This is a genomic window from Nocardiopsis sp. NPDC055824 (genome assembly GCF_053616335.1).
In genome coordinates, this window is record NZ_JBSHDN010000205.1 from 1 (window position 1) to 11,328 (window position 11,328).

General features: G+C 72.5%; 12 protein-coding genes. 7 read left to right on the forward strand and 5 right to left on the reverse strand.

The window, feature by feature from the left end; genetic code table 11:
- Positions 1-245: 245 nt before the first annotated feature.
- Positions 246-1,280, forward strand: coding sequence for a hypothetical protein (locus ACWGL3_RS27190; RefSeq protein WP_352983204.1), 1,035 nt, complete (start codon positions 246-248; stop codon positions 1,278-1,280).
- 70 nt (positions 1,281-1,350) lie between these two features.
- On the opposite strand, the gene ACWGL3_RS27195 is transcribed toward ACWGL3_RS27190, so the two are convergent.
- Positions 1,351-1,956 carry a suppressor of fused domain protein gene (locus ACWGL3_RS27195; RefSeq protein ID WP_330160108.1) on the reverse strand — a complete coding sequence of 202 codons (606 nt, stop codon included), beginning with the start codon at positions 1,954-1,956 and terminating at the stop codon, positions 1,351-1,353.
- A gap of 804 nt (positions 1,957-2,760) precedes the next feature.
- On the opposite strand from ACWGL3_RS27195, the gene ACWGL3_RS27200 reads away from it, so the two are divergent.
- Positions 2,761-3,522: a hypothetical protein gene (locus tag ACWGL3_RS27200; RefSeq protein WP_267947635.1), complete on the forward strand. Its 762-nt coding sequence runs from the start codon at positions 2,761-2,763 to the stop codon at positions 3,520-3,522.
- A gap of 329 nt (positions 3,523-3,851) precedes the next feature.
- The gene (locus ACWGL3_RS27205; RefSeq protein WP_267947634.1) at positions 3,852-4,157 is read left to right on the forward strand and encodes a YrhK family protein; all 306 of its coding nucleotides are present in this window, start codon (positions 3,852-3,854) and stop codon (positions 4,155-4,157) included.
- 51 nt (positions 4,158-4,208) lie between these two features.
- On the opposite strand, the gene ACWGL3_RS27210 is transcribed toward ACWGL3_RS27205, so the two are convergent.
- The 3 genes from ACWGL3_RS27210 to ACWGL3_RS27220 are packed head-to-tail and all read right to left on the reverse strand — an operon-like array spanning position 4,209 to position 6,115.
- On the reverse strand, positions 4,209-4,691 hold the full coding sequence (locus tag ACWGL3_RS27210; RefSeq protein ID WP_452461948.1) for a hypothetical protein: 483 nt from the start codon (positions 4,689-4,691) through the stop codon (positions 4,209-4,211).
- Entirely contained in the window at positions 4,691-5,569 is an 879-nt protein-coding gene (locus ACWGL3_RS27215; protein WP_452461949.1) for a molybdopterin oxidoreductase family protein, read from the reverse strand. Before ACWGL3_RS27215 ends, ACWGL3_RS27210 begins: the two co-directional genes overlap by 1 nt.
- 9 nt (positions 5,570-5,578) lie before the next feature.
- A complete protein-coding gene (locus tag ACWGL3_RS27220) occupies positions 5,579-6,115 on the reverse strand; it encodes a molybdopterin-dependent oxidoreductase (protein WP_452461950.1) in 537 nt (178 codons plus the stop codon).
- A 497-nt stretch (positions 6,116-6,612) separates the two neighbouring features.
- Here ACWGL3_RS27220 and ACWGL3_RS27225 point away from each other — a divergent pair, with 497 nt between their 5' ends.
- From ACWGL3_RS27225 to ACWGL3_RS27235, 3 genes are all read left to right on the forward strand, one after another.
- Positions 6,613-8,430, forward strand: a complete 1,818-nt coding sequence (locus ACWGL3_RS27225; protein ID WP_267947631.1) for an acyl-CoA dehydrogenase — start codon at positions 6,613-6,615, stop codon at positions 8,428-8,430.
- Positions 8,431-8,627: 197 nt separating this feature from the next.
- A complete protein-coding gene (locus ACWGL3_RS27230) occupies positions 8,628-9,071 on the forward strand; it encodes a hypothetical protein (RefSeq protein WP_452461951.1) in 444 nt (147 codons plus the stop codon).
- Positions 9,072-9,096: 25 nt separating this feature from the next.
- Positions 9,097-9,405, forward strand: coding sequence for a winged helix-turn-helix domain-containing protein (locus ACWGL3_RS27235; RefSeq protein WP_452461952.1), 309 nt, complete (start codon positions 9,097-9,099; stop codon positions 9,403-9,405).
- An 85-nt stretch (positions 9,406-9,490) separates the two neighbouring features.
- Here ACWGL3_RS27235 and ACWGL3_RS27240 read toward each other — a convergent pair whose 3' ends face one another.
- Complete coding sequence (locus tag ACWGL3_RS27240) at positions 9,491-10,273, reverse strand: GNAT family N-acetyltransferase (protein ID WP_267947628.1); 783 nt, start codon at positions 10,271-10,273, stop codon at positions 9,491-9,493.
- 164 nt (positions 10,274-10,437) lie between these two features.
- On the opposite strand from ACWGL3_RS27240, the gene ACWGL3_RS27245 reads away from it, so the two are divergent.
- The gene (locus ACWGL3_RS27245; protein ID WP_267947627.1) at positions 10,438-11,280 is read left to right on the forward strand and encodes an SDR family oxidoreductase; all 843 of its coding nucleotides are present in this window, start codon (positions 10,438-10,440) and stop codon (positions 11,278-11,280) included.
- Positions 11,281-11,328: the final 48 nt, after the last annotated feature.

Sequence of the window (11,328 nt, forward strand, 5' to 3'; positions counted from 1 at the left end):
GCCGCCTCCCGGGGACACCCCCCGGGGGGCGGCGGCCCTTCCGCGCGGCGCCGGAGGATCCCGGCGGGGTCCCCCGCCGTTGCGGGGGTTGTGGGGCGGCTGCGGGGAATGTAGTTTTCCTTCCACTTTCGCCCTGAGCCGCGAAGGATACCGCCGCAGCCCCGGGTGCACGGTCGCGCAAGCGCGGCCCCCGGGGACGCGGCCCACCCCCGCCCCCTCCCCCCGCTCGCGAGAGGTGCACAGACATGAGAACGACCCCCGCCGGTCGCGCCCGGCCCCGGTTCCGCGCGCGACCCGCCGGACGGCTGATCGCCGTGCTGGCCTCGGCCGCACTGGTGGCCGCCCTTCCCCAGTCCGCCCTCGCCTCCGGCGCGGACCCCGGCGCCGACCGCCCCGTCACCGCCGAGGAGCAGGAGGTCATCGACCTCAAGCTGGCCAACTCGCCGGTGAACCCCGGACCGCTGGTCTTCGGCGCCCAGCCCCTCCAGGACGTCAGGACCGCCGCGGGCACGGCCTCGGCGGACGCCTCGTGCGCGATCACCCCGCAGGAGGCCACCGCCATGACCCTGGCCCCGGTCTGGCCGGAGGTCGGGGCGGGCTCACCCGGCGCCCCCTCCCCCATGACGCTGTCCCGGTACGACAACCAGGACACCCTGTACGACCCGGCCCGCCGCGACGGGCTGTTCTTCAACCCCGGCGTCGGCCTGTGGCAGATGGACTCGGCCGGGCTCGGCGCGCACAACACCGCGGGCGAGGCGATCGACACCGCGTGGGTCGCCGGGTTCGTCGCCCCGTACATCGTCGACCGGTACTGCGCCGCGATCAACAGGGGCTCGACCGCGCCCGCCGCCCGCGCCACCGCGTGGCGCGACTGGAACGCCTGCGCGGACGGCTCGTGCGACAACGTCTACTGGCGCGCGTACAACAGCGGCGTGACGCCGGACGCGGGCGTGGGACGGCTCGGCGGCGCCGAGCCCCGCACCTGCGTCTTCGAGGGCGTCGGCCACGACTGCCTGTTCGTGGACACCGCCGCCGCGGAGGGCGGGAACTGGTGGACCCGGCCCGGCAGCGGGCGGTCCCCCGTGCCCCACCCCTTCTACGTGTTCCGGAGCGAGGCCGGGGGCGTCACCCGGGAGGTCCGCAGCTGGCTGGCGGAGGACTCCGGGGCGGGCACGCACGTGACCGTCACCCGGCCGTTCGGCGCGAACGCCCGGGGGGGCCTCACCTGGGCGGACGGCGCGGGCGTCTGCGACACCACCGCCGACCGCGGCGACTGCTGACCGGTTCCCGGTCCCGGTGCGTCCCCGCCTCCGCGGGCGCCGGACGCGCCGGGCCGGCCGGGGCCGCGGGTCAGAGCCGGACGGCGTCCCGGGACGGGTCGGTGAGCATCTTCGGGTCCCGGTCGCGCAGGAGCGCGACGAGCGGGGCGGCCGTCCCGGCCTCCTGGACGGCGGCCCCCTCCTCGGCCTTCAACCCGACGAGCTGGAAGAAGAGGACGATCCCGTTCGGGGTGTCGATGGCGCGGATCTCGACGTCCGGGACGATGACGAGGGACGTCATGTCGCCGTTGGCCGGCTCCCCGCCGAGCGGGGACGGGGTGACGATCCAGTGGCCCACGTCCAGGTCGATGCCCGCGAGGAAGCGGTCGGCCAGGGCGTGGAGGACGCGCAGGACCCAGGAGGGCACGGCCTCGTCGCCGTCCTCGCGCGGGACCCTGCAGGTGAACTCGAAGCCCGAGCCGGAGACCCGGGCCTCCTCGCTGGTCTTCTCCCCGAGTTCGGTCAGGCCGAAGGTGACCAGGAGCCAGTGGCCGTCCAGGGGGTAGGCGAGCACGCCGTCGAGCCCTCCCCCCGACTTCCCGTCCGCCGCGAACTGGACGGTCAGCGGCTGTACGTCGGGGTACCGCTCCGCCCACTCCTCGTAGATCCGGACGAGTCCGGGCAGCATCTCCAGCATCGCGTCGTCGCTCTCCAGGTCGGTGGTGGCGGCGGCCGGCTCCGGCGGCCCCCGCGGACGGTCCGGGCCGCCGGAGCCGGCCGCCGCCGGTGATCGTCCAGGTCCGAGGATACGAGCGCGTGGCGGGCGCCCGGTCCGGCGACGATCCGAGCACGGCGCCCACCGGCGGCCGACCCGCACGGGGCCGCCCGACAGGCCCCGAAAAACCGCGGAACGCGAGAACCCCACGGCCCGCACAGCCGTCTAAAGCGCCCCTTCCCACAAAAGGGTAAGACGGAAAGCACCAATACAAAACAAGAGTGATCTGACTCACAGTAACAAATAAGGAAAACCTGCACCGCCCAATCAAAACCCTTCCCCATATCTCGAAACATTGGTCGGTTCTTGTCAGAACTTTTCTCGGTGAAACACACCGTGACCGATCGGACACGCGAAAAGTGATCCATCCACGAAACCCACACAGGGCTTGAACTGGCCTTATGAGGGAAGCCGCGTCCGACCTCCCGGGTTCTTCGCCGCCAGGCCCCACACCGCGACCCGCCCCTCACCGCAACCCGACCCGCATCGCGGACCACTCGCACCCGAGGCGAAACAAGGACTCTCCGAAACACGGGAATGCGGAATTCGGTGATACATTCAAGGAGTTATCAGGGCGGGCGCGGTTCCCATGCCCCTGTAACTCCCTCCCTTACCTTCGCCAAGCGTTTCGGGAAGCCCCGGCAAAACCGCTGAAGCGGCAGACCAAAGCTCTCGAACCCCGGCGTGAACGTTCCTCGCACCTGCTCCCCGAAAGAAACGAACATGATGAGCCGCAGCACCCGCTCCTCCCTCCTGGCCCTTCTCACCGCCGGCCTGATCACCCTCGGCGCGACCGGCTGCTTCAGCCCGGACGCGGTCGACGCGGAGGCGTTCGACGCGGAGGCCCAGAGCGCCGAGAACAACGGCGCGGAAGGGGTGACCGCGACCTTGGCTGGCGAGGTCACGTACCTGTCCCCGAACGAGTACCTCGTCGAGAACCAGGCGTTCCACGTCGACGAGACCACGCAGGTCCTCGGCGGGATCAGCGTCTGCCCCGCCGAGGACGGCGTCGACGAGGGCGGTTACGGGATCGTGGAGTGCTCCTACGAGGAGCTCGACGCCGCCCTTCAGGGGGGAACCGTCGTTCTCGCCGAGGTCGCGATCGTGGACGGGTTCGCCGAGTCGATCTCCGAGTACCAGACGGACGGCCACGGGGATCCCGACACCCCGGAGAGCCCCGACAACGGTTCCGCGGGCGGGGACTCCTCGAACGAAGGGGTGAACACGACCCTGACGGGCGAGGTCACCTACCTGGCCCCGTACGAGTACCTCGTCGGCAACCAGGCGTTCTACGTCGACGAGACCACGTCGCACGTCGGCGGGATCTACGTCTGCCCCGGCGAGGAGGGCCTCCACGAGGACGGTCACGGAAACGTGTCGTGCCCCTTCGACGAGCTCGAAACCGCCCTTGCGGAGGGAACCTTCGTCTACGCCGAGGTCGTGATCGTGAACGGCCTCGCCGAGGTGATCACCGAGTACCAGGTCTGATCTCCGGAACCCGGGAGAGCGGGCGACCGGGCCCGCCGGGGCGGCACTCCTCCAGGGGTGCCGCCCTTTCCGTGTCCTCAGCCGGTTTCCGGCGTTCCGTGCGGAGGTCAGGGGCTCCGGTGGACGGGATCCCCCCGGGGGCGCTTCCGCGGCTCACCGGTCGACGTCCGGGACGGCGCCGGGGCTCGGGCCTACGCTGGCCGGGTGACCGGTCTGCCACGGACCTGCGACGTCGTCGTGGGAGCGGGAGCGGCCGGGCTCGTCGCCGCCGCGGTCCTGGCCGACCTGGGCCCGGGCCGACCGGTCCGACGAGAGGAAGGGAGACCACCATGCCCGGGTCACAGCGGGGACGGCCCCTGGTCGTCCACATCGGCCGCGAGGAACTGGTCGTCCGCCGCCGGTACGAGGCGCTGAGCATCGCGAACGACACGCTCATCGCGCTGTGGTTCATCACGGGCAGCATCATGTTCTTCCTCCCGGCCTGGATGACGGTCGGGACGTGGTGCTTCCTGCTCGGCAGCGTCGAACTGCTGATCCGCCCCGTCATCCGGCTCAGCCGACTGGTCCACGTGCGGAGCATCCGTGCGGCCGGCGGCCCCTCGACGGCGCCGGCGGAGTCCTCCACGGACTTCTGACCGCCGCTCCCGGCCGCGTCCCCGGAGCGCGGCACGGGACGGGCCCGCGCCTCAGCCGGACAGGACCTGCGGGGAGAGGGCCTTGAGCATGCCGTCCGACCAGTTCATCTGCCGCACCGTCTGCGGGTGGCACCGCCGGGTGTGCGCGAGCAGCTCGGTGTCGGCGAGCGCCTGGGCGCCCTGGCCGAGGAGCTCCCAGTCCACCGACACCCCCGCGGCCATGCGGTACAGCCTCCTCAGGTCGGCCAGCAGCAGGAGATCCGGATCCGAACGGGCGTCCAGCGGCTCCCCCGGGTCCTCGCGCGTCCCGCCGAGCGGCTCCGGGCCGCCCTCCGACAGGTCCTCCGGCTCCAGGCCGTGGCGGGGGCCGGTCGCGGCGAGCTCCCGCACGTGCTCCCGCGACCACGTGGCGAGGTCCCCGGCCACGTGGTGGATCTCGGGTTCGTCCCGGTGGCGTTCGCCCAGGGCGAGGAGCTGGTGGAGCAGGTGGCCCTCCGAACGGTGCAGTTCCCGCAGCGCGATCGCCATTCCCATCACGAACCGCCCTCCACCCGTTCCTCCGCCATCGCCCCCGGTCCGCCCCGGGTCTCGGGCACCCCCTCGCCGACGGGCCGGGACGCGGTCGTCGTCGGCGCGGGCGCAGGCGTCCCGCCGCCGGGCTCCAGGAGCCGCAGCCCCGCCGCCGAGGTCTTGAAGAGGGGCTGCTTGGACACCGGATCCCAGTCGGTGACGGTCATCTCGTTGGCCGCCCGGTCCTTCGGGACTTCCTCTCCCCCGCCGCGGTCCTCCGAGTCCCAGTAGCCGTAGTGGAAGGGGACGAACAGCACGCCAGGGCGGATCCCCGCGATGCGCGCCCGCGCCCGGACCGCTCCGCGCGGCGAGACCACCTCCACCAGGTCCCCCTCGCGGACCCCCGCGTCCTCCGCGTCGGAGGGGGCCGCCTCCACCCAGACCTCGGGGGCCGCGCACCGCAGCTGCGGGACGCGCCCGGTCTTGGTACGGGTGTGGAACTGGTAGAGCGTGCGGCCGGTGACAAGGGAGAAGGGGTACTCCCCGTCCGGCGCCTCGTGGGGCTCCAGGTACTCGGCCGCCCTGATGACCGCACGCCCGGAGGGGTTCATCGCGGCGTACCCGGTCGCGTCCGCCGGAGCTCCGGTGACCAGGTCCCGCCCGTAGCCCTCGCACCGGTCGGGCACGGCCCAGAACCGTCCGTCGGCGTAGAGCCGCTCGGTCCCGTCCGGGTTGTCGGCGTTGCGGGGCCACTGGACGCCGCTCCCGCCGCGCAGCTTCGCGTAGGTGATGCCCGTGTAGTCGCACGGCCGCCCGGCACTGGCCCGCTTCCACGCCTCGAAGGCCGACTCGGGGTCGTGCCACTGCGGGAACGGCTCCCCGTCCCTGTCGCGGAAGTCCATCCTGCGCGCCTAGTCGAGGAAGACGTCCAGGTCGGGCCGGGCCTCGCCGGGCGGGTCGACGGCCTTCTCGGACAGGTGGACGGTGCGGTCGCTGTTGGTGAGCGTGCCCGTCTTCTCGCTCCAGGCCGCCGCGGGGAGCACCACGTCGGCGAGCTCGGCCGTCTCGGTCATGAAGATGTCCTGCACCACCAGGAACAGGTCCTGCCCCGCGAGCAGGGACCGGATCCGCCGCAGCTCGGGGAGCGACACCGCCGGGTTGGTGGCACTGACCCGCAGGAAGCGCACGGAGCCCTTCTCGGCGTAGCGCATGATCTGCATCGCGTGGGTGGGCGGCGCGCAGTGCGGGATCCTCGCGGGGTCGAGGTTCCACACCGCGGCGAGGTCGGCGACGTGGGCGCCGTTGCTCCAGTTGCGAAAGCCCGTGAGGTCGCCGTCGGCGCCGCACTCCCGCGTGTTCTCCGCCGTGGGCAGCCCGTTCATCCGGAGCACGCCGGCGCCGGGCCTGCCGAGCATCCCGCGGATCGGGTGCACGTTGTTGACCTGCACGGACGCGGCGGTCCGCGGTTGACGCGGTCGGCCGCCCTGCCGCGCACCCCGACGACGCGGTCACCCCGGACCGCGATGTCCAGCGCGTCGCCGTTCGAGTGCAGGACGGTGGCGGACTGCACCCAGCGCTCCACCTGGTCGGGCGTGACGCCCTCGGCCAGGTGGCCGTCCACCCTGACCGGCCGCTCCTGCCCCGGCCCGCAGGGGTCCGCGGGCCGCCGACGGGCCGGGGCAGGCGGCCCCGGCGCGCCCGGCGCGGAGCCGCGACGAACGGCCGGACACGCGGGTTCGGCGCCCCGGACGGGAGCGCCCCCGCAGTGCCGCGCCGGGGCCCTCCGCTCCCCGGGACCCCGCGTTCCGCCACTTCTGGGTGTCTCGCGGGCCACAAGTCCCTCGCGCTACTGGCGTAGGGATCTACTCGGTAGTAACATTGATTTGTTACTAGTCGGTAGATCCGCGTGTACAGACACCGCGGCCAGGACACAGCGGAGCTGTCCATGACGCATTACAAGAGCAACCTGCGCGACATCGAGTTCAACCTCTTCGAGGTCTTCAGGCGCCAGGACGTACTGGGCGAGGGCCCCTTCGAGGAGCTCGACGAGGAGACCGCGCGCACCATCCTGGCCGAGGTCGACCGCCTCGCCACCGGCGTCATCGCCGAGTCGTTCGAGGACGCGGACCGCAACCCGCCGGTGTTCGACCCCAAGACGAACACCGTCGCCGTCCCCGAGAGTCTGAAGAAGTCCTACCACGCCTACATGGACGCCGGCTGGTACAACCTCGACCTCCCCCAGGAGCTGGGCGGCCTCGGCGCCCCCCGCTCCCTGGTCTGGTCCGCCGCGGAGCTCGTGCTCGGCGCCAACCCCTCCGTGCACATGTACTCCGCCGGCCCCGGCTTCGCGAGCATCCTCTTCTCCGAGGGCAACGAGAAGCAGAAGGAGTTCGCGAGGCTCGCGATCGAGCGCGGCTGGGGCGCCACCATGGTGCTGACCGAGCCCGACGCGGGGTCGGACGTCGGCGCCGGCCGCACCAAGGCCGTGGACCAGGGCGACGGCACCTGGCACATCGAGGGCGTCAAGCGCTTCATCACCTCGGCCGAGCACGACATGTCCGAGAACATCTTCCACCTGGTGCTCGCCCGCCCCGAGGGCGCGGGCCCCGGCACCAAGGGCCTGTCCCTGTACCTGGTCCCCAAGTTCCTGGTCAACGAGGACGGCTCCCTCGGCGAGCGCAACGGCGCCTACGTGACCAACGTCGAGCACAAGATGGGCCTCAAGGCCTCCACCACGTGCGAGCTGACCTTCGGTGACAAGCACCCGGCCATCGGCTACCTCGTCGGCGACAAGCACGACGGCATCCGCCAGATGTTCCTCGTCATCGAGTACGCGCGGATGATGGTCGGCACGAAGGCCATCGCCACCCTCTCCACCGGCTACCTGAACGCCCTGGAGTACGCCAAGGAGCGCGTGCAGGGCAACGACCTCGCCGGGTCGAAGAACTCCCCCAAGGTCACCATCACCCACCACCCGGACGTGCGCCGCAGCCTCATGACGCAGAAGTCCTACGTGGAGGCGATGCGCGCCCTGGTCCTGCTCACCGCCACGCAGCAGGACGAGATCCAGATCGCGCACTCCAGGGGCGAGGACGTCACGGAGCTGGAGGCCATGAACGACCTCCTCCTGCCGATCGTCAAGGGCGTGGGCTCCGAGCGCTCCTACGCGCTGCTCGCCGAGTCCCTCCAGACCCTGGGCGGCTCCGGGTTCCTGCAGGAGTACCCGATCGAGCAGTACATCCGGGACGCCAAGATCGACACCCTCTACGAGGGCACGACGGCGATCCAGGCCCAGGACTTCTTCTTCCGCAAGATCGTGAAGAACGGCGGCCAGGCGCTGGGCGCCCTCTCGGGCGAGATCAGGGCCTTCGCCGAGAGCGAGGCCGGCAACGGCCGCCTCAAGGAGGAGCGCAAGCTGCTCCTGGAGAGCCTCGGCAACGTCGAGAAGCTCGTCGAGCTCATGGTCGGCCACGCGATGGGCTCCGCCGAGAACCCGCGCGAGCTGTACAAGGTGGGCCTGAACTCCACCCGCCTGCTGATGTCGTTCGGCGACGTCGTCCTCGCCTGGCTGCTGCTGCGCCAGGCCGAGGTGGCCCTGAACAGCATCGACGGCGCCGGCGAGGCGGACAAGGACTTCTACACCGGCAAGATCGCCGCCGCGCGCTTCTTCGCCGAGCAGTTCCTGCCGCGCATCGCCGCCGAGCTGCGCGTGGCCGAGGGCGTCGACCTCGACCTGATGGACGTTCCCGAGTCCGCCTTCTAGGGCGAACCGGACCCGCGACGGGCGGGGCGGCCTTCCGGGGCCGCCCCGCCCGTTCCGTGTGCGCGGGTCCCTCCCCCGCCCCGACTCCGGAGAGCGGGCGGACCGAAAGAGGAGTCCAAAGCAGAAACTACTTTCCAAAGCAGAAAGTACATGCCATCCTGGACACTTCAAGGAACCACCGACGGCGGGAGGCGCCCATGGAGCAGGACCTGGACCGGAGAGAAGCGGCCGAGATCCTCGACCACGCCGACGCGGTGGGCCGGAGGATCCGCGGCCGGGCGCGCTGGACGGCGCTGACCGTCACGGGCCTGGGCGCCCTCATGGTCTGCGCGGTCCTCGTGGTCGGCCTGGCCCCGGTCGGGCCCGCCCCCCGCGCCGTCGCGTACGCGACGGCCGTGCTCACCCTGATCGCGATGAACTGGTACGCCTACAGCCGCCCCGTCGCCCTGCGCCGCCATCTGACCGTGCACTACGTTCTGACCGGGGCGGGCGTCCTCCTCCTCACCGTCACGGTGTCCATGGGCCTGACCGTGTTCACCGGCTCCGTCGTCTGGTGGTCCGTCGGGGCGGCGTTGAACGGCCTGCCCTTCCTCGCGGCGGTCCTGGTGAACCTGGTCGGCGTCCGCAGGGCCACCAGGTGAACGACCGGCGATCCGGAGAACGACCATGAACCACCCGCGCAAGTCGCTCGACCCCGTCATCCACGCACCCGTGCGCCTCTCCATCCTCGCCGCGCTGGCACCGGTGGAGCAGTCGGACTTCGCCTCGCTGCGCGACGCCGTGGAGGTCTCCGACTCCGCACTCTCCAAGCAGATCACCACGCTGGAGAACGCGGGCTACGTCGTCGTCCGCAAGGCGTTCGCGGGCAGGCGGCCGCGTACCTACCTGTCGCTCAGCCGGGAGGGGCGCGACGCGCTCACGCTCCACCTCAGGGCGCTGCGGCAGATCGCCGAGGGCGTGGAGGGGCAGGCCTGACGGGCGGGGCGGCCTTCCGGGGCCGCCCCGCACGTTCCGTGTGCGCGGGTCCCGCCCCCGGGCGGGGGCGGGCGGACCCCGCGGCTCAGGCCGGGGACCAGACGTACGGGGTCGTGGTGGTCACCCCCTCGAAACCCAGGCGGCGCAGGACGGGCGCGCTGGCGTCGGTGGCGTCGACCCGGAGGTAGCGGACACCGCGTGCCGCGGCGATGTGCGCGCGGGCGGCCACCAGGGACCGGTAGATCCCCTTCCCCCGCCACGAGGGCAGGGTCGAGCCGCCCCAGAGCCCGGCGAACTCGGTACCCCTCAGGAACACCAGCCACGCGGCCGACACCACCTCCCCGCCGGCCTCGGCCACGAGGACGGCGATACCGTCCGGGTCCGCGGCGGTCCGGGCGATCAGGTCCTCGCCCAGCCAGCTCCAGTCGCCGCCCCACACGCGCGACTCCATGTCGGCGACACGGCGCATGTCGTCCGGTTCACCGACCCGGCGGAGGGCGACCCCCTCGGGCGGGGCCGGGGCGGAGACCACGTCGGTGCGGCCGATCAGCACGGTCTCCCGTTCCTCGGGCGCGAACCCGGCGGCGCGGAGGCGGTCGGGGAGGTCCTCCGGCCGGTCGTGCCCGTGGGTCTTCCACTCCACCGCCTCGCCGCGCGCCGCGAAGCGCTCCCGCTGCCGGGCGATCAGCCGGTCCAGTTCGTCCCCGCGCACGCCCGGGTCGGGCGGCGCGGTGACGAGCCCCCGGCGCTGTCCCACCAACCGCGTCACCGGTCCGTCCCGCTCCACCGTCACCCCGTCGGGGAGGTCCGCGGGGGCGCCGCGCAACTGCTCGTCATAGGCCGCGAGCAGGCCTTCGATGTTCGTCACAGGCCATGACACCACGGGACCGGCGGGCGCGGTCAATCCGTTTTCCGACGGGAACCCGGCCCACGGCGCCGCCCGGACGCACGTGTACGGAAGCACCCACCGGGTAGCCGGGACCCCGAGTGCGTGCGCCCGGCCGGGCGCAGGGAACAAGGGGGTGCGCAGCCATGGAGCAACGACGTGACGACGCCCGCGTGGACGGGGTGCGCGAGTTCGACGGCTACGACCGGGTGGCGGTGGTGACCGGCGCGGACAGCGGGATCGGGCGGTCGACGGCGGTCCGCCTGGCGCGCGAGGGCTTCGACCTCGGCATCACGTACCACTCGGACGAGGAGGGCATCCGCCGGACGGAGTCAGAGATCGGGGAGGCCGGACGCCGGGCGGTGGTGCGCAGGCACGACCTCTCCGACCCGGTGGGCGGGTCCGAGGCCGTCGCCGAGCTGATCGGGGAACTCGGGGGCGTCGGGGTCCTGGTCAACAACGCCGGGACCGGGTCGGACGAACCGCTGCTGGAGACGGACTACGAGCGCTGGCGCGAGGTCCTGGCCGTCGACCTGGACGGCCCGTTCCTCTGCTCCAGGATCGCGGCGACCCACATGCGCGACGCGGGACGCGGCGGACGCATCGTCAACATCACCAGCGTGCACGAGGAGTTCCCCCGGGTGAACGCCGGGACCTACTGCGCCGCCAAGGGCGGCCTCAAACTCCTGACCCGGGTGCTCGCCCTCGAACTGGGGCTGTACGGCATCACCGTGAACGCGGTGGCGCCGGGTGAGATCGCCACGCCCATGACCGGGCAGCACGAGGAGCCGCCGGGACTGGACACGCGCGGCGGCTACCCGATCCCCCGCCCCGGCCACGCCGACGAGGTGGCGGACGCCGTGGCCTTCCTCGCCGGGCGGGGGTCGTCCTACGTCACCGGGGCCTCGCTCTTCGTGGACGGGGGGCTCTCTCTCATGGGCCCCCAGGCGGGAGGAGCGCTCCAGGACGGCACCTGGCGCGCGGGCTAGACGGCCGGGCCCGGGTTCTCGGCGCCCTCCCCGGCACGTGCCGGGGAG